The organism is Paenibacillus sp. S-38, from assembly GCF_049942825.1.
Lineage (GTDB): Bacteria > Bacillota > Bacilli > Paenibacillales > NBRC-103111 > Paenibacillus_G.
In genome coordinates this window covers 2,515,767-2,533,927 of record NZ_CP187970.1, presented here as the reverse complement: position 1 = coordinate 2,533,927, position 18,161 = coordinate 2,515,767, and the positions used below count along the sequence as shown (strand labels likewise).

The 18,161-nt window shown below is 57.9% G+C and carries 11 protein-coding genes, 1 pseudogene and 1 riboswitch; of the genes and pseudogenes, 4 read left to right on the top strand and 8 right to left on the bottom strand.

The window, feature by feature from the left end:
* Window positions 1-25 precede the first annotated feature (25 nt).
* Window positions 26-3,940, bottom strand: coding sequence for a carbohydrate-binding protein (locus tag ACP26L_RS11685; protein WP_426452690.1), 3,915 nt, complete (start codon window positions 3,938-3,940; stop codon window positions 26-28).
* Window positions 3,941-4,483: 543 nt separating this feature from the next.
* On the bottom strand, window positions 4,484-8,287 hold the full coding sequence (locus ACP26L_RS11680; RefSeq protein ID WP_426452689.1) for a glycosyl hydrolase 53 family protein: 3,804 nt from the start codon (window positions 8,285-8,287) through the stop codon (window positions 4,484-4,486).
* Window positions 8,288-8,509: 222 nt separating this feature from the next.
* Here ACP26L_RS11680 and ACP26L_RS11675 point away from each other — a divergent pair, with 222 nt between their 5' ends.
* Window positions 8,510-8,722 carry a hypothetical protein gene (locus ACP26L_RS11675; protein ID WP_426452688.1) on the top strand — a complete coding sequence of 71 codons (213 nt, stop codon included), beginning with the start codon at window positions 8,510-8,512 and terminating at the stop codon, window positions 8,720-8,722.
* Window positions 8,723-9,008: 286 nt separating this feature from the next.
* Window positions 9,009-9,099, top strand: a riboswitch (cyclic di-GMP riboswitch).
* Between the two features lie 67 nt (window positions 9,100-9,166).
* Window positions 9,167-10,639, top strand: a complete 1,473-nt coding sequence (locus ACP26L_RS11670; RefSeq protein WP_426452687.1) for a diguanylate cyclase domain-containing protein — start codon at window positions 9,167-9,169, stop codon at window positions 10,637-10,639.
* A 159-nt stretch (window positions 10,640-10,798) separates the two neighbouring features.
* On the opposite strand, the gene ACP26L_RS11665 is transcribed toward ACP26L_RS11670, so the two are convergent.
* Together ACP26L_RS11665 and ACP26L_RS11660 are read right to left on the bottom strand one after the other, a co-directional pair.
* Complete coding sequence (locus tag ACP26L_RS11665) at window positions 10,799-12,751, bottom strand: amidase family protein (RefSeq protein WP_426452686.1); 1,953 nt, start codon at window positions 12,749-12,751, stop codon at window positions 10,799-10,801.
* 215 nt (window positions 12,752-12,966) lie between these two features.
* Complete coding sequence (locus tag ACP26L_RS11660; RefSeq protein WP_426452685.1) at window positions 12,967-13,350, bottom strand: DoxX family protein; 384 nt, start codon at window positions 13,348-13,350, stop codon at window positions 12,967-12,969.
* A 255-nt stretch (window positions 13,351-13,605) separates the two neighbouring features.
* Between ACP26L_RS11660 and ACP26L_RS11655 the strand changes: the two are divergent.
* Window positions 13,606-13,761: pseudogene (locus ACP26L_RS11655) on the top strand (GTP-binding protein); the annotation flags it as partial.
* A 5-nt stretch (window positions 13,762-13,766) separates the two neighbouring features.
* Window positions 13,767-14,222 carry a CobW family GTP-binding protein gene (locus ACP26L_RS11650; RefSeq protein ID WP_426452684.1) on the top strand — a complete coding sequence of 152 codons (456 nt, stop codon included), beginning with the start codon at window positions 13,767-13,769 and terminating at the stop codon, window positions 14,220-14,222.
* 364 nt (window positions 14,223-14,586) lie between these two features.
* On the opposite strand, the gene ACP26L_RS11645 is transcribed toward ACP26L_RS11650, so the two are convergent.
* The 4 genes from ACP26L_RS11645 to ACP26L_RS11630 form a co-directional block, all read right to left on the bottom strand.
* On the bottom strand, window positions 14,587-14,802 hold the full coding sequence (locus tag ACP26L_RS11645; protein ID WP_426452683.1) for a heavy-metal-associated domain-containing protein: 216 nt from the start codon (window positions 14,800-14,802) through the stop codon (window positions 14,587-14,589).
* A gap of 84 nt (window positions 14,803-14,886) precedes the next feature.
* Window positions 14,887-15,213 carry a thioredoxin gene (gene trxA / locus ACP26L_RS11640; protein ID WP_426452682.1) on the bottom strand — a complete coding sequence of 109 codons (327 nt, stop codon included), beginning with the start codon at window positions 15,211-15,213 and terminating at the stop codon, window positions 14,887-14,889.
* 327 nt (window positions 15,214-15,540) lie between these two features.
* Entirely contained in the window at window positions 15,541-16,923 is a 1,383-nt protein-coding gene (locus ACP26L_RS11635) for an ABC transporter substrate-binding protein (RefSeq protein ID WP_426452681.1), read from the bottom strand.
* Between the two features lie 394 nt (window positions 16,924-17,317).
* Window positions 17,318-18,151 (bottom strand): carbohydrate ABC transporter permease, encoded by an 834-nt coding sequence (locus ACP26L_RS11630; RefSeq protein WP_426452680.1) that lies wholly within the window; start codon window positions 18,149-18,151, stop codon window positions 17,318-17,320.
* Window positions 18,152-18,161 lie beyond the last annotated feature (10 nt).

Genomic DNA, 18,161 nt, shown 5'->3' with positions numbered 1-18,161 from the left:
GCGATAAAGGCTCAACATACACAGCTTAATCCGATTCCACTGCAGCCGCCGTACTCCCGCTGCTGCTCACCTTGAAGTTATCGACTAGTGTTTCCGCCGACAAGCTTCGAACGCCCACTTTGCCGTGGCTGAACGCCGTAGGGCTCTGATCCGTATAATCAAGCTTCGGATGGTCCATATCTCCTACATAGATTTTGATATTGGCGCCCTTCGCTACCACCTTCATGTGGTGCCAAGTGTCGGTGGTGCCGCTCATCGGGGCTCCGGCCAGATGCTCGAAGTCATAGTTGAACTTGCCGAGGTGAACGCCATCCGCGGTCAGGTAAGCCATATATCCCTGCAGGAAATCAGGATTGCGCTGGCCCCAGTCGTTCCCGGTGGCCGGGTTGTTCACCCGTACGAGAATGCCTGCATTCCCGGCTTCGCTGCCGGCCGTCATACGGATGTCCGTCTCCACAGTGTAATCCGACCAGGCACTGCTGCCCGTGACAGACTTCGCGAATCCTCCCGCCTCGGCCTTATAGACTCCTTCCTTGGGGATGACCGGATCACGGTGGAAGCGGAAGCTGTAGAAGTCGAATTCGCCCTTCACAATCTCCACTTTGATCGTATGCTCGCCGGCTGGCAGTTCTATGCCGTCTCTTGTCAGCGTCGTCCACAGATCAAAGCTGCCGGTGCTCGGCACATCGATGATGCCGGTAAGGTCGGTGGCATCGTCAAGCCACAGCCTCACTTGGCCGCCATCCATACTCGTCGCTGTTCTCAGATCCAGATTGTAAGGCCCCGCTTCTGCCACATCGACGCGGTACTTCAGCCATTCGCCCGTCTGGTTCCATCCGGTCGTGAATCCGCCATCCGGGTGCATGCGGATATCGACTCCATCGCTTCGGTACTGCTGACCGATGTTCTGCGGCGTAGTGTCATGATAGCCTATGCCTTCGCCGCCGCTCTGATAGTACGCCGCATAGACCGTTCCCGGCAGGGGAGCGGCTGGAGCGAAGCGGCCGACAGCGATGCGGGACAGCTCGAACCCGCCTTGGACAATCTCGACCTTCAGCTTATGCTTCCCTGCCGGAAGCTGAATATCGCCAAGGTCCACCGTGCTCCAGGTGTCCTTCCCGCCTGCGGCCGGGATATCGATGACGCCGGTCAGCTCCCGGGCATCGTCGAGCCAGAGCCTGATCCGGCCTCCGCCAGCTTCGGCGGCGGTCCGTACCCCCACTTGGTAAGTACCGGCTTCCGGTACCTCCACGTTATATTTCAGCCACTCGCCGCTCTCGGTCCCGCTGACGCTCCAGCCTTCCTGGCTGCTGGCGCGCAGATCTACCCCTTCACCCGCGCGATACACTCCTCCGCTGTTCTCCGGCGTCGTATCGTGGTAGCCGGTACCTTCACCGCCGGAATTAAAATGCGCGGCTTCGATGACCCCCGGCAGCGGTTTGTGAACCTCATAGGAGGTGAACTCCAGTCTTGCAAAATCATATTCGCCTTTCACCGTCTCGAGCTTAAGGGTATGCCTGCCCTCGGGTAAATAGATGCCCTCCTTCTTGGTCGTAACCCAGCGGTTCCAATCTCCCGAGATGGGCAGGTCCATCACGCCGGTCAGGTCGGTCCCGTCCTCCAGCCAGAGCCGCGCCTGGGTCCCTTCCATGGTAGTAGCGGAAGAGAGCTCAAAGTTGTACAGTCCCGCCTCCTTCACCTCGACGTTGTACTTCAGCCATTCGCCGGTCTGATTCCAGCCAACATTGTGCCCATTGAAGCTGTTCGTCCGGACATCCACGGCATCGCCCCGAAGCGCCCCTCCGATATTCTCGGGTGACGTCTCATGATAGCCGACTCCCTCTCCTCCATCATTGTAGTAAGGTGCTTCCACAATGCCAGGAAGGGGCTTGTAGGCATTGTAGGTGACGGTCTCCCCCGTGTCCACTTTCCAGTTCAGATCGTATTTAGTCCACCCTGCATCGCTGCCATCATTGAAATCATCCGAGAATACCCCGGTCTCTGCAGCAGCATGGAAGGTCATAGATGAGAAATCGAAGGATCCACCCAACGCTTCGACCGTAAGGGTATGCTTACCTTCCGGCAGCTGGAGTCCCTTAACAAGCAAGCTGTTCCATGGAGCTTCCTTGCCCGTCGCCGGTACGCTTACTCGATCGGCCAGCACGGTCCGGCCATCGAGCTTGATGCGAAGACGTGAAGGTTTGCCGGCAGCATACCGCAGTTCGAGATCGTAAGCGGCGGTTTCGGCCACATTCACGTTATAGCTCACGTCGTCTTTGGCCTTGAATGATTCGATATAATAGCCGCCTTCGCTGCTCAAGGCAAGATCCATGCCATCGCCGCGGTACGCGGATGCATCGTTCTTCTCCGGCTTGCCGCCGTGTCCGGGCTCATGGTCCGGTCCACGGTTCTTCTGCTTGCCTGGCGGGTTGTAATGTACCGCCTCGATCCGCCCCGGGACCGGCTTGTATGCGGAGAAAGCACTGCTTCCGTTCACCTTATTGCTGAAGGCGGTGTATCCGAATTCGGCGTGCGTGTCAGAGGTCGTATAGCCCACGCTTCCTCCTTCGAGGCCTTGTACCGAACGGGTCTGCTTCAGCATGCCGTCCACATAAATCCGCACGTCCGCCCCCGCCTTCTCCACCCGGAGCTGGTGCCACTTCGTATAATCATATCCTTGGGGAAGCGCAGAGGTCTGCCAGGCTCCATCCACCCCGTTCACACGGAAGAACGTCTCGAGCCGGTTCTTGCCCGGGTTCAATACAGCAACCCCATAATGGTTCTCATTCTTATAGGAGAACACGGTGCCGAAGCGCGGATCGGCGCTGTCTCCCTGCTTGACCTGCTTCATATGGAATTCGGCCGTGTAATCCGGACCCGAGGTCTTCGCCGTCACCCCCCGGTACCACTTCGTGCTGCCGGTCTTATCCTGCCGGAGCGACTCCCCGTTACGGATGTCCCAGCGGCCTTCACCTACCGTCTTCCATTCGCTGCCGAGACTGCTCCGGCGGAAACGGTCGCTGTAATCCGGCAGCTCGGGGTCGGGCTGATCCGATGTGGTCGGACCAAGTACAAGCATTTTGCCGCCGTTCCACGCCATGCGGTCCAGATTCAATTGACGTCCGGGGTTGGCATGGCTGTGATATACCATATAGTCGGAATCGAGATCGGGCCCCCGCACGACCGAGTTATGACCGAGCCCGACGTGTTCTCCTTCCGTGCTGATCAGAATCGGGTTTTGGCCAGCAGGAGGCACGAATCCTTCCAGAGGCGAAGTGCTGCTCCCATAATTGACCCGGTACCCCTTGCTCCAGACATGGTTTCCCACATAGGTCATGACGTATTTGCCGTCCCGCTTGAGAACCGTCGGGGCCTCCGTCCATCCCTTCATCTCCGCACCGGTGTCATGCCGCTCGCCGAAGGTAAGCGGATCACTCATCGGACGCGCATCGATCTGCCCTTCCCCGGTGCTGTAGAAGTACCACTTGCCGTCATCGTCCACGAACACATGCCCGTCGATCCCCATGCCCTTATTCTCCGTCTGCACAGTGAACGGGCCCAGCGGACTCGAGCTCCGCAGCACATAGTGACCATGTCCGGCAGGCGAAGTATACATATAGAAGAACCCGTTCCAATACACAACCTCTGGCGCATAAGCCCCTTTGGTCAACGGGTCGGTAGAGCACAGGCCCTTGTATTCCCAGTGCACGAGATCCTCGGACGACCAGACCTTCACTCCAGCCTTGTCATCAACCGTACTGACATAGAGATAATAAGTGCCGTTGAACTTCAGTATGTACGGATCGCCTTCTCCATAGAAATCACCGTTATTCCATACCCAGGAATCAGTTAAGGTGTAAGGATTGCTGTAGGCGAATCCTGCCGTCGGCAGGGTCAGCGCCAAGGAGCCTGCAAGCAAAACACTAAGCCACGGTTTCATGCCAATTCATCTCCTGTCTATTCTTATATTGAAAGCGCTTAAATATAAAGCAATAAAAAATATCGCTTTGACCCATCCACCTCCAAAGGAATACGGATGTACGGGCTCACAGTCCCCGGCCCATGATTACAGATTTTTTGTTGCTATACGGATTATAAGCCGGTAATTGATTCCATGTCAATGTATTAATTCAATAATAATGTAATAATTAAAAGGGGATTGTCAGATAATTGGCTGATTTAGGTTTAATTATTACGGTCGATTAACCGGTAATGTCACTTAATTCTATTTATTTTGTAATGTTCGAATGTCATTCCCTATGGCGGACCGATAGTTCTGGATGCCCGGTAAGACCTCTGTTCCTGCGGCAAGTCGGTGTCATCCTTGTTGCACTATAGATACAGTCAAGATCTCTTCCCCCATCCAAGCCAAAAAAGCCCCGGACGAGGCGGCCGGTGAACGGCCGGACCCTCTGATTCCGGAGCCTCTTGAGACTAATGGGTGTACCGGCTGCCTCCAGGAAGAGGCATACCGGTAAGAACCTTATTCTTCCGACGCCTGCAGGGCGCGGTACAGAATGACCGCCGCTTCCGCGCGGGTCGTTGCTTCTTTCGGTGCCAGCAGGCTGCCCCTGCCGTTGATCACGCCGGCTTGGACGAGGCCTGCAGCCGCCTCTGCGGCATACTCCGCCACGGTGGATGCGTCACTGAACGCCTCCAACCCGCTGCCGCTGGAATTCTTCCACTTGCCGGCCTTCTCGAGGGCTCTCACGGTCAGCACCATGAGGTCTTCTCTCGTGATGCGCTCCGAAGGTGCGAAGCCGCCGTTCTCTCGGCCGCCGGCCACGCCGAGCTTCTTCGCGATGCCTGCGGCATCATAGAAGTAATCCGTGCGTGTGACGTCGGAGAAGTTCGAATCGAACGATGCCGTCAATCCGGCCGCCCGTACGAGCATCTGCAGGAATTCGGCACGTGTTACAGGCGCATCCGGAGTGAACTCCGTATCGGATGTCCCCTGAATGACCCCTTTGGCCGCAAGGGCTTCTACCGCTTGAGCAGCCCAGCCGACATGCGACAGGTCGCTGAAGGAGCGCTTGTCATAAGCGGCTGCATAGGTGCTGAAATGAGTCGTCTGGAACGTCAGCAGGCCCGTCTTCGCATTCCAATGCGAGGTAGGGACGGCTTCCGCTTCACCGCTTGCGGTAAGATACCAGACCGTAAGGAATTCCGGCTGCTGCGCTTCCGCAGCGCTCGGCTTGTAAGGGATGGATACCGTGACCGGCGCATCCGGATTGTTCCACGCTATCGGCTGTCCGTTCACCAAGACCGTCAGGTCGATGACCGGCTTGCCGCCAAGCTTGCTCCGCAGGGCTTCGTCCTTCAGCGCGGACGGCTCCACTGCGCGGATGCCGACCGTCACCGGCCCGGTGCCCAGGCCCTTGCTTCCAGCGAGCATGCTGCCCGGAAGCGATACCGTGCCGAGCGGTGTGACCAGCTCGATGCGCAGATCAGGCTGCTCCTGCAGCAGTGCTGCCGGAAGCTCCTGCGCATACGCCTTGGCGCCCTGTACCGCAGGGAGCTCCAGCTTCAGGGCCTTGCCGCCCGATGCCTTCAAGCTCGCGGCCGCCTCTTCTGCGCTCAGCTTTGCGGTAGCTGTTCCGCTGGCCGCATCGTAGGCCGGCTTCTGCTCATCACTGTTGCTGCTGCCATTGCCACCGGAGCTCTCGCTTCCGCTGACAGATCCGCCGCTGCTGTCGTCATCGTCGTCATCGCTGCTGCTGTTACCGGTACCGTTATCGTTACCTCCGCCGGTACCGCTGCCGTTGTCGTCACTGCCGGTGCTGCCGCCGTTGTCGTTGTCGCCGCCGGTACCGTTATCGTTGTCGCCGCCAGTACCGTTATCGCTGTCTCCACCGGTACCGTTGTCGTTGTCTCCACCGGTACCGTTGTCGTTGTCTCCACCGGTACCGTTGTCGTTGTCTCCGCCGGTGCTGCCACCGTTATCTCCACCGGTGCCGCCGGTGCCGCCGCCCGGCTCATGGTTCACGGAGCCGTACACCGACACCGTTACGCTGCCCAGGACGGATGGCGTGATCTTCTGGCCTGCAGACAGCGCCGTCCACTCCGCGGAAGTCACACCGATCGTGCCTTCCCGCTCGATATTCTGCGCTTTGAACCTCACTTGAAGCGACTCCGTATTCGCCGCTTTGCCTTCCGCATGCTGTGTTACCAGATGAATCGTGCCGGCATCCGCATTGTAAGTTGCCTCCACAACGGTACCCGCTTCGGTGCTTTCGGCTCCTACGTATTGGAAGAGCTCACGGTCGTACGAGAGCTGCAGATCCTGCGAGCCGATCACATTCACGAGCCCGTCCACGCCGACGCCGACGGCAAACTCGCTGCCCGCTTCCACCTTAGCCGGAGCATTCAGGGTAGCCTTCGAATGATCCGTGTACAACTCAAACTCGTCAATGCTTCCCCAGCTTCCGTTGTTAGCGTCCGCTTCGACCCCAAGGGTCAGATGTCCGCCGGTCACCGAAATATTCGGAATAACGATATGCTTCCACTCATGCCACGCGGTATTGACGATGTCCGCGGTCCGCTTGTCGCCCGCCGCATTCACCGCGAAGAGTATCAGGCTCTTCTCCCCGCCGCCGCCCTGCGTGCGTACGGCCGCCGTGTAGGTGCCGTCAGGCAGGCCGGTCACCTTCTGCTCCACTTTGAACGTATAAGGCCGGTCGAGATAATAATGCAGGGAATAATCGCCGCTGTAGGCATTGCCGGCAGGAGCGCTCGACTTCTCGGCCGAGAGGGCCTGCGTGTCTCCGCTCAGGTTCCAGCTGCTGAAATCTCCGGCTTCGAAGCCGGCATTCAGCACATAGTTGCGTGTGCCTTCCACGGTAACAACGGCTTCCGCCTGAACCGAGGCCCCCTCGATCGTCCCTGCGATCCGAAGTGTACCCGGCTTCGCCAGGTCTTCCGCCTTTACTTCCTCCCATGCTACCGGAAGCGAACGGATGGAATCATCGCTGAACTCGCCCTTCACCTCAGCGGGAAGCTGCAGCTCGCCGCCCACGGTGATCTCCATGGTCACCGGCTGCACATATTGCAGTTCCGCCACGTAAGGCTCGTCTTCAAGCGGAGCCGAGACGAGGTTATACACATCGAGCGATGGAAGTGCATTGCCCTCGAAGTCGAACATCGCCTGGTTATCCCAGCCGTTGCCCTCTCCGGTCTTCCACCCCGCGCCCTCTACGGGAATCCAGTCCTGCTCCCAGTAGAACACGCCGAGACCACGGCCGCCCGGCACCTCATGAACCGCGTTCATGATATCCCGCACCGCCTGGGCCTGTCCCTGCACCGTCGCTTTGTAGCCGCCTGCGCTTTGTTCCGCCGGTCCGAAAATGTTCGTGAACCCGTCGCCGTTCTCCAGCGTGTATGCGTAGGCTGTCTCCACGACGATAACGTCTTTGTTATAACGAGCGCTGATATCGTTCATGTTCTGCTTCAGCTCTTCCAGCGTACCGTGCCAGTACGGGTAGAACGAGAGGCCAATGATATCAAAGTTCACGCCGCGGGCCGTAAGCGCATCGAACACCCTGTGGTAGAGGGCGTTGTCCCCGCCGTCCGCCAGATGCAGCATGATCCGCGTCTGGTTCTCCGGATCGTTGTCCTTCACCGCGCGGATCCCTGCCTTCAGGAGATTCGCGAACCCGTCATAGCCGCCGATCTCTTCTCCGGCGGACTGCTGCCACGTCTTGCCGTCCGGCCAGATCATGCCGCCGTTCGTCTCGTTGCCGATCTGCACCATGTCCGGCATCGCGTCCTTCGCCTTGAGCTCACGGAGTACGCTGTCGGTATAGTTGTAGACCTCCTGCTCCAGCTCGGCGCCGCTGAGATTCTCCCATGCGGCCGGCTTGAACTGCTTGCCCGGATCCGCCCAGAAGTCGCTGTAGTGGAAATCGAGCAGCACCTTCAGGCCCAGCTCCTTTGCATAAACAGCAGTCTCCACCGTCCGCGCCAGGTCGTTATTGCCTCCGCCAAGCGGATTCCCCTGCTCATCCACCGGGTTGTTCCAGATCCGCAGACGCACCCAGTTCGTCCCATGGTCCTTCAGGATCTGCAGCGCATCTTTCTCTACGCCGCCGTCGTAGTAATGCCCTCCGCTTTCTTTAATCTGGCTCAGCATGGAGACATCCGAGCCTTTAATGAAATCCGGGCTCAGCCCCTCAATGGGATTGATGCGGATCACGCTCTCCTGCTCTGCAGCCCGCGCCCCCTGGGGAACCCATGTCAGCGCCATGGCTGCCACCAGCAGCAGGGCCGTGCTTTTTTTCACGAATCGCATGCCTGAAAACGACCTCCCTGTCTTCGTTGTAAGCGGTTAACCAAGCTTTGGCAGACCGCTGAACCGATTATAGCAAACGCTCCCACGCGGATTACCCCCGCAAAATATCATTCTTCTGTACTTTTTGCAGGAATCCGCGGTTCCGGCTGCCCCGCCTTCTCTTTTATTTTAGGAAAAACTATGGTAACTTGAATGTCATATGAAGTTCAGGAGGACTAGAACATGGCCAAGCCGCAGTTCCGTTGGAACATTAAACTGAAGAAAAGCAACTCATACCTGGGTACCGTGTACCTCGAGGAGCCGCTCCCGGAGGTCGAGGACGTCATCATGATCGGCGACAAGAAGTACGCGCTCGTCGAGATTCAGCCGGGCAGCACCCGCGATTCCCATGATGTGTTCGTCGAGGAAGTCAAGAAGGACACTTTGAAAAAATAACAAAAACCAGCCTGTCCCATACCGGACAGCCGCTGGACACCGGCAGCCGGAGAAGGAAGCCTTCCTCTCCGGCTGTCGTTCATCCGGCCGGTCTTGTCTACGGCGGCACCTCAGTTACAGGGCTTCCCCTTTCGCTCCCGGCAGCAGCTAAGGCACGCCTGTCCCGATTTCATTCCATTTCACAACCCATTTTCCTAAATAGACATTTTTTACATTTTGACGAAAACGCGCAGGTCTTTTATTATTAATAGGTAATCATGATTTATAATCCATCTATCTTAACTTCACTTGTAAAAAGCAAACTTATTGAAAAATAAGGACGCAAAGCTTCGGGCCTACGGAATGCTATGTCATTCTATGGCAGCCGGGCCGCCTTAGTGGTGTGCATACAACCATCACCTGCTTGGGTGATGGTTTTTTTGATATCAAAGGGGCGCTTCCAACATGACATCGGCCAACTCTTCCCGCCTTCTGATTCTAGGCCTGCTCTTCGTATCCGTGCAGGCTGCCATATCCTTAGCGTACGGCGAATACATATTCCCCCTCTATCTGATGGATATCCTGGCTCCAGCCCTCTCCTTGGGTGTATTGATCGAAGTGATCCGCTCCCACACCGGTCCCCAGAAGCGATTCTGGAGTCTGATCGGCATATCTGTCTTTTGCGAGATGATGGCTCAGCTCATCTGGGGCTCCTATGAATGGATATGGAATATGGAGCCGCCTGAGATCGGTATCGCCGATATCTTCTGGGTTTCCCAGTCGCTGATTTACCTGGTCGCTTTCTACGGATGGGTCCGCTCAGGGGAGAAGAACCGCTACCTGCTCGACTCCCTGATTCTGGTGGTGAGTCTCGCCGTGATCAGCTGGGAGTTCCTGATCAAGCCGGTCTATTACGGCGAAGAGAATCTCAATCTCGTCACGATTACCGTCGACCTCCTCTATCCGATCACCTCTCTGCTCATGGTGTTCGTCCTCACCTCCTGGCTGCTGAACGGGGAGCGGCGGATGAGCCGACGGACCATGCGGATGCTGACCATCGGCTGCCTGAGCTATATGTCGGGGGACACGCTCTACATGCTGCTGATTGATATCCGTGCCCTGGATGCCCTGGAGCCCTGGATCGACACCTTCTGGACGGGCGCCGCCTTCTGGATGGCAGTGGCCGGCATCCGCTCCATCTCCGATGAACCGGATGCCGCCCCTGTAGAAGGCCGTCTCGGCCGGGTGGTCCGTTTCTCGGTTCCCTATACCGGCCTGCTCCTGCTGATCGTCATCTTGGTCTTCTTCCGCCTGACGACGGATGTGTTCGCCTGGGGACTGACGCTTACCGTTCTGCTTGTCCTCGTCCGGCAGATCCACTTCCTTACGGAGCGGGAGACGCTCAACGACAAGCTGAGCGAATCCCTCCGCAAGCTGGAGCGGATCGCAAGCAGTGACAGCCTGACGGGGCTGATGAACCGGCGGGCCTTCATGCTCGATCTGGAACAAAAGCTTGCTGAGGCAGGGCCGCGGCCTGTGGCCGTCCTGTATTTCGACCTGGACAAGTTCAAGCCCATCAATGACAATCACGGCCACCGCACAGGCGACCTGCTCCTGCAGGCCGTAGCCAAACGGCTGTCCACTCTGCAGCAGGACGGAATGAGCATGGCCCGTCTCGGGGGAGACGAGTTTGCGGTGTCCCTGTCTTCCCCAGGCAGCATAGAGCGGGTGCATGAACTGTCGAATGCCATCGTTGAGCATCTCTCCAAGCCTTATCGCCTGGAGGATGTGCCGATTCAAACGTCGCCTTCCGTCGGCATCGCCCTATACCCCCAGGATGCGCGGACCATGCCTAATCTGCTCGACGCGGCGGATCAGGCCATGTATGCGGCCAAACGGCTCGGGGGCAAGAGATGCTTCTTCTACCGGGGCGGTTAGCTCACCGGGACGGACTGCTCTGTCGGTGAGCCGATCATCAGGGGCAGCCTTCCCTGAACTTCCACTCCTGATGATGTAATATATGCTGTACAGACCGGCCCCCTGCTCACAGCTGCGAGCAGGGGGCCGGTCTGTTGGTATGAAGAGCGGATTCTCTTATTAAGGAAGAAGGGCGGGCGGCTTGCGGTGCAGCGTTCCTTGTTCATAGGCATAGGCCAGCCGGATCAGAAAGCCTTCGTCGAACGCTCGGCCCAGGAACTCGAGCCCTACCGGCAGGCCTTCCGGAGTGAAGCCCGCAGGCACCGTGACGGCAGGGAAGCCGGAGAACGGACTGAACTTCGTGTTCGAACCGGAGTTCTGCGGCTCCCCGATCGGGGCCGCCGGGTAAGCGGAGGTCGGATACACGATCGCATCCAGATCGTGATCCGCCATTACCGTAAGCAGCGATTCCCTGGTGAGCTTCGTACGGAACAGAACGATATCTTTATACTCTTGCGTATCCAGGGATTCGCGGGCGTTACGGGCTTTCATCGGCTCTTCCTGCGCCTTGATGTATTGTCCTGACTCGATTATGTCGTTCAAGGTAGCGTAAGGGGCCTTGGGCCCAAGCTCCTTCAGGTAGTCGTTCAGGTTGAACTTGAACTCGTAACCGCTGAGGCTCGGGTACTTCCCGATCTCTTCCGCATGAGGGATGAGGATCGGCACGGTCTGCGCGCCAAGCCGCTCGAGGTCATCCACCGCCTTGTAGACGAGGTCGCTGACCGCCTTCTGCTGCGGCTCCGAGCCAATCAGCTCCACGGCTACGCCGATCCGGACACCTTTGAGGCCGTCGGCATCCAGGAACGACGTATAGCTTGCGGGAATCCGGCCCACGCCGAAGGCCGTTGCGGTATCATCGGGGTCATAACCGGCCGTGGCGTCGAGCAGGATGGCCGCATCAGTGACGCTGCGGGCCATCGGGCCGCCGACATCCTGGGTGAGGGCCAGCGGGATAATCCCGTCACGGCTGGAGAGGCCTACGGTAGGCCGGATGCCTACCAGGCTGTTGAAGGCGGAAGGAACACGGATCGAACCTCCGGTATCCGTTCCCATCCCCGCTGCCGCGAAGTTCGCCGCGATGGAGGCACCCGTTCCGCCGCTCGAGCCGCCCGGGTTGAACTGCAGCGCATACGGGTTCAGCGTCTGGCCGCCGAGCGAGCTGGTCGTCGTAATATTGAAGGCGAACTCGCTCAGGTTAGACTTGCCGAGGATAATGGCTCCGGCGGCTTTGAGCTTCGCCACCTGGTCGGCGTCCTTGCCCGGCATCGAATCCTTCAGGCAGAGGCAGCCGGCCGTCGTGGCCATATCTTCGGTATCGTAATTATCCTTGACGATGATCGGGATGCCGTGCAGCGGTCCCCGCGGCCCCTGGGTCTGCCGCTCCTCATCCAGCGCCATCGCAATCTCCAGCGCTTCGGGATTGAGCGAGATCATCGAATTCAAGCTCACACCCTGCTTGTCGTACTTCGCAATCCGGTCCAGATACATCTGTACCAGCTCTGCGGAGGTCAGCTTGCCTTGAGCCATGGCGGTCTGCATCTCCGGGATCGTCGCTTCCACGAGCTCGAACGGCCTCAGATAGCCGTATACACGGTCAGCGACGGTGTAAGCCTGCTCCCTGGTGAGGGGATCTTCCGCCCCGAACCAATAGGAGCCGTAGCCGGTCATGAGACCCAGCTTGTAGACGGCTCCGACGACGGAAGTATACGGCGAATCGTCCGGCACATCCATGTAAGGCTCGGCCGCGGGGCTGAGCTGCAGCGCTTCGGACAGCGCTGCAGCCGTATCCTTCCGGGAGACGGCATCGCCCGGCGGAAGCTGGAACTCCGTGCTCTTGCCCGCCAGCTCCGCCGCCTGGCGCAGCAGGCCGGCCAGCTCGGCAGAGGCCATAGGCGCGGCCCCGGGAAGCCCGGAGCCATCGGAGGACAGCGGGGCAGCCTGCAGAGCCGCTTCATGAGCGGATAGAGAGAGCTCCGGCGGGGCCGCGTAGGCCGGCAGCGGAGCAGCCAGCAGAAGCGTACCTGCCAGCAGGGATGTTAAGCGCTTTTTCTTTCGCATCGAAGGTTGCATCATTGTGTCTCTCTCCTCCCGTAATTGCGTTATATTATCTAACACGTATGTATCGCAAGTTCATGGTACATGAGGAGATGGCTTTTTTCAATCCCCTCTCAACAGTTCGGCATGAAGCACAAAAAAACCGCCGGATCCCCAGCGGCAGGCACAGCTTTCTATCCTATTGTTCGGGTGTTCCCAGGCATTGCATCTATTAGGGGATCGGCGATGAAGTCTTACCTTCCGAGGTCAAGCTCCCCCGCTGTCCTTGGGTCCGCGGGCTTCCTCAGCAGGCCGACCAGCACAAGAAGCACCAGGGTAACCGCTGGGAACGCCACATCCGGCGGGTTGCCCACCGTCAGAATCGTCACGATGGCCCCAATCATGATCGCGCCGAGCAGTGCCGCTGCGTAACGCGCGGTCCTGCGGAACAGCAGAGCCACCCCGCCAACCGCTTCCAGCAGGCCGATCAACAGACGGAACCAATCCGGGAAGCCCATCGCTTTGAAGCCTTCGACGCTCATCGTCTCGCCGATCAGTTTCAGTACTCCTGCCTGAACGAACAGAATTGCCACTAGGATGAGCCCGATCCATCCCAGAATAAGCCAAACTTTTTTCATTACACAGCCTCCTTTAATCGATCTGTCTCGCGTATGCCGTTAGGCTACGTCGTTTATATATGAGGAAGATCTGTCACTTATTCTAACACGGGGCCCAGGGCTCGGTTTCTTCCGGATTGCGGTGTTATTTCGTAAATATTACTTTTTGAGTTAACAACCTCCTCTGTGTAACTCATTCTATTAAAAGTAATAATTACTATTATATAAAAAGAAGCATTCCCTATGTCTGACCTTCAAGCCCCCGACTCCGCTCCCCTGATTCCCGTCACTGTGCTAACCGGGTTCCTCGGTGCGGACAAAACAACCCTCCTGAACCATATCCTGACGGCGGATCACGGGCATAAGATCGCCGTAATCGTCAACAAATTCGGTGAAGTCGGGATCGACAACCAGCTGATTGTCGGAGCGGACTGGAGATGCGCCTGCGTGCCATGAACCCGGCCGGAAGGATCTACCGCACCCACTGCTCGCAGATCGAGCTGGACAAGGTCCTCGGCATCGAAGCCTTCGAGCTTGAGAAGAAGCTGGAGCTCGACCCGGGCTTTCTCGAAGAAGAGGCACACGAGCATGACGACGCTGTCACCTCCCTCGTCTTCCGCGAGGATCGCTCCCTCGATCTCAAGAAGCTCGAGGATTTCCTCGGCGTATGGCTGTCCGAGCACGGCGTAGACACGTTCCGTTACAAGGGCGTGCTCCATATCAAGGATGTCGAGGAACGCGTATTGTTCCAAGGCATCCACATGCTCTTCACCTCCGATTCCGACCGAAGCTGGAAGGAAGGCGAGGAGCGGCGCAGCGAGTTCGTCATCATCGGCCGCAACCTCGATGAGGCCTGGTTCCGCGAGCAGTTCGCCGGCTGCGTGGCCGTGTAGCCGCGGCAGGGTCCGCTGCCCGGGCGAAGTGCCGGATAGCCCGGTGGATCGAAGTGCGGGCGGCATTCGTCGGTCGAGAACACCGGGCCGGACCGCTCTGCTGTCCCTGCCCCCGAGGAAGCCCCGCAGCCTCCCCTCTTCCGAATCTCCGCACAACAAAGCCGGCCCCTGAACGATCAGATGAAATCGTTCAGGAGCCGGTTCATGATCATACGATGGTTATATCGCCTAACCATCCACGGCAGCGCTGCCGCTGCTTTCACCCGCATATTGCCCGCCGTGCTCACGCCCCGTGCGGTGCCGATCCCCCAACCCGATGTTCCGTGGGATAGGATACATCCGGTCCCTCCGATTCGTCCTGCTCTCAGGCCACGACGCTGACGTTGTAGCCCAGCTTGCGGATGGCGTCGAGCGCCTCAGCGGAGGACGAGTGGTCCGGGGCCGTAATCAGGGCGGTCTTCTCTCCGAAGTCCACGGTTCCCTCTGCCCCCTGCACGGCCGATACCGCCTTCTCGATCTTGGCCACGCACGATTTGCAGCCCATACCTTCGATCGCAATCTTAACTTGTTTGTTTTCCATTGTGGAACACGCTCCTTTAGCATCGTTATTTTTTACCCCTACAGGGTATATCCAAGCATAAAAAAGCCCCTGCTTCCGGACAGCTTACAGCTGCAGTGCTTTATCCAAAAACCCGGCCGCCAGCGTCTCCTTCGGCACAAACCCATTCACCTGGCCGAGCAGCCGGCCGTCCCGGTAAAGCAGAAGCGTCGGCAGTCCCTGTATATTCAGCCGTTCCGCCGTCTCGGTCTCCGTCTCCACATTCACGGTCGCAACAGCCACACGGCCCTTGTATTCCTCGGACAGCTCATCAAGAATGGGTTCCATCAGCTTGCAGTAGGAGCACCACCGTGCCCAGAATTCGACGAGCACCAGCTTCTCTGACGCTACGTAATCCTCGAAGGTCTTGTCAGTCAGCACTTTAACCGCCATTCTCCTCACTCCTTCAGATGCCCTGTGTGTTCGTTACTTTGATTTTCTTATGCTTTATTTATACTATACCCCCCTATTGTATGTCAACCTCATTTTAAGCTTAGCTTGCTTGGAACAAAAGCAAACAAGTAAAACCGTCTTGGTGTAATGACAGGATACCTGCAGGCCGTTTCCGCCAACCCCCGGGACCTTCCTGTCTTCCACTGTCTCAGTCCTCCTGTCCTCTCTCAGCCTCAGCCGGCCTCAAGCTCTCTTCCCGTCTTCCCCCCAATATGCAAAAAAAGAGAGAACCTGAGGGTCCTCTCCTGTCTGCCGCTGTGGGACAGCTTACTTTTTGTTCGAATCGATCAGCTTCTGGGTCCGCTCCTGGGCGTTCTTCAGCATGGCATCCACGTTCTGCTTATCCATGATGAGCTTCTCATACTCCTCGTTGATCGCCTTGTAGACATCGGCCTGGAAGGAAGTCGGTGGCACAAGCTTCGATGCCTTGGAGCCGGCGAGTACCGCCTTCAGGGATTCCTTATCGACCTTGTCCGGGGACTTCGTGCCGCCGACGATCGTGTCGATGATCTTGTTCAGGTCTTCCGACTTGACCTTGTTCCAGGAAGGTACATATTTGCCCTGCGCGATGGTGCCGTCGGTGGTGAAGTAGCGGATGAACTGGTACGCTTCCTGCTTATGCTTGGACTTCTCCGCCACAGCCATGAAGTCGGTCGTCACCATCGAGTATCCGCCTTGATCCGATGCATTGTTCTTCGGGAAAGGCGCCACAGCGACATTGAAGTTCAGCGGGAACTGCTCCGTCCCGCCGATCTCGGAGTTCATCCAGCTGCCGATAACGATCATACTCGCCGACTGGTTGAAGAACTGCGGACGGTAGTGAAGCTTCTGGGAGATCATGTCCGTGTAAGGCACGGAGGACTTGTCGACCTTCTCCATCTGGTAGCGCATCTCAATGGACTTCTTGAAAAGCGGGTTATCGAGATTGGACTTGCCGTCCGCCTTCAGATAGTCCGAGTTGTCCGGCTGATTCGCCATCGCCAGTCTCGTGAACTCCAGCCAGCCGCCGCCCTGCGGGCCATGGAAGTAGGTTCCGTAGCGCTTGCTCGCCCCTTCGCCCTTGGTCAGCTTCTTCGCATAGTCCATGAACTGATCCCAGGTCCACTCCTTAGGCACTTCCAGTCCCGCTTCCTGCAGGTGATCCTTGTTAAGCAGGACGTACCATGGGTTGAACTTGCCCGGCAGCGCATACACCTTGCCGTTCAATGTCGTGTCGACCTTGTACTCCTCGCCGACCTTGAAGCCTTCCTTCGCGATGAATTCGTCAATTGGAGCCACCATGCCAAGGGCGACGCGCTGGGCATACATGCCGGCTTCACTGAACATCATGACGTCCATTTCCTCGCCGGACGCCGCCGCGAGGTCGAGCTTCTTCGCATATTCCTGCGTATCGCCCTTCTCGCTCAGGTTGACGAGCTCCACCTTGATGTTCGGATACTTCGCTTCAAAGGATGAGATCACCTTCGTCCAGGCCTGCTGGGACTCGCTGCCGAAGGCGTGGAATTTGATCTTGACCGGCGAGCCTGCCGATCCGCTGCCGCCCGAGCCGCTCTCCGCCGCCGGCGTGTCGGCTCCCGCGCCGCCGCAGCCTGCTATCAGACTGATCGCCGCTGCGGTACCAACCAATTTCGTCCATGTGTTCGCTTTCATAAGTGAGCCCCTCCGTTGTATATAAGAATCTAAGGATAACTGAATCTAAGAATACGGATCCTCGTTTGCCTACTCATTATAGCAACCGTTTTCACGAGCCGGGTGACGCTATCTTGACCACTTCTCACGTTATTTTGACCTGATGTGCCAGGGTAAAGCAGGCAGCCGCCCCGCAGGATACCGGTCAGTGAAGCGGCAGCCAGCCGCTTCGGCAGGCTGTTCGGGCAGAACACATCACCACACCCTCTTGCCGGAGGACCGGAGACGGGATCCTGACGCTCTCCCGTCTTCCGCCCGGCCTACCCCATAGACGGCAATGATCGGTTCCAGCCTCGATCCCAGCATTCGGTTCACTTCGGATTGCTGCAAACCGTCACCCTTTTTTGCCGGCCTCTTAGCCCTTCACGCCGCCCACCGCAATGCCTTCGATGACGCTCTTCTGGCCGATGATGAAGGTGATCAGCAGCGGGAAGATCGCGGACACAGCAGCAGCCATGATCAGGGAGTAGAATTCGCCGTTCATCGAGGCGAACTTGTCCACCGCCTGCGGAATCGTGTAGAGCTTATCCGTGCGGATAAAGATCAGCGGGTTCTGGTAATCGTTCCACGTCCAGATGAAGCGCAGGATGGCATACGTGGCGATCGCCGGACGCACCAGCGGGAATGCGATCTGCCAGAAGATCCGCCAGTGGCCCGCCCCGTCGATTTTGGCCGATTCGATGTAATCGTTATGCAGGCCCATGAAGAACTGGCGCAGCATGAACGTACCCAGGACGCTGAAGCAGCCGAGCAGAATCAGCCCGAAGTGGCTGTCGAACAGTCCGATATTGCGGTAGAGGATGAACTGCGGAATGAGAATCGCCTGCGAGGGCACCATGTAAGTTGCAAGCACGATAAGGAACAGCCACTTGCCCGCCGGAAAATCGATCTTCGAGAACCCGTAGGCCGCAAGCGCCGACACCGCGCAAGAGATCAGGGTAGTCAGGACGGCCACCTTGATGGAATTCCAATAGTAGAGATAGAATGCATACTGCCCGGCCCAGATTTCTTTATAATTCGCAACCGCATTCCAGCGTTCCGGAATCCACTGGATGGGGTATTTGAACACGTCCGTCTCCAGCTTGAAGGATGCCGAGAGCATCCAGATGAACGGCAGGAGAAACAGAATGCTGACCGCCAGCATGACGACCGTATTGGTCAGCTTCCATACGCTGAGCTTTTCTTTCATGACTTTCGCC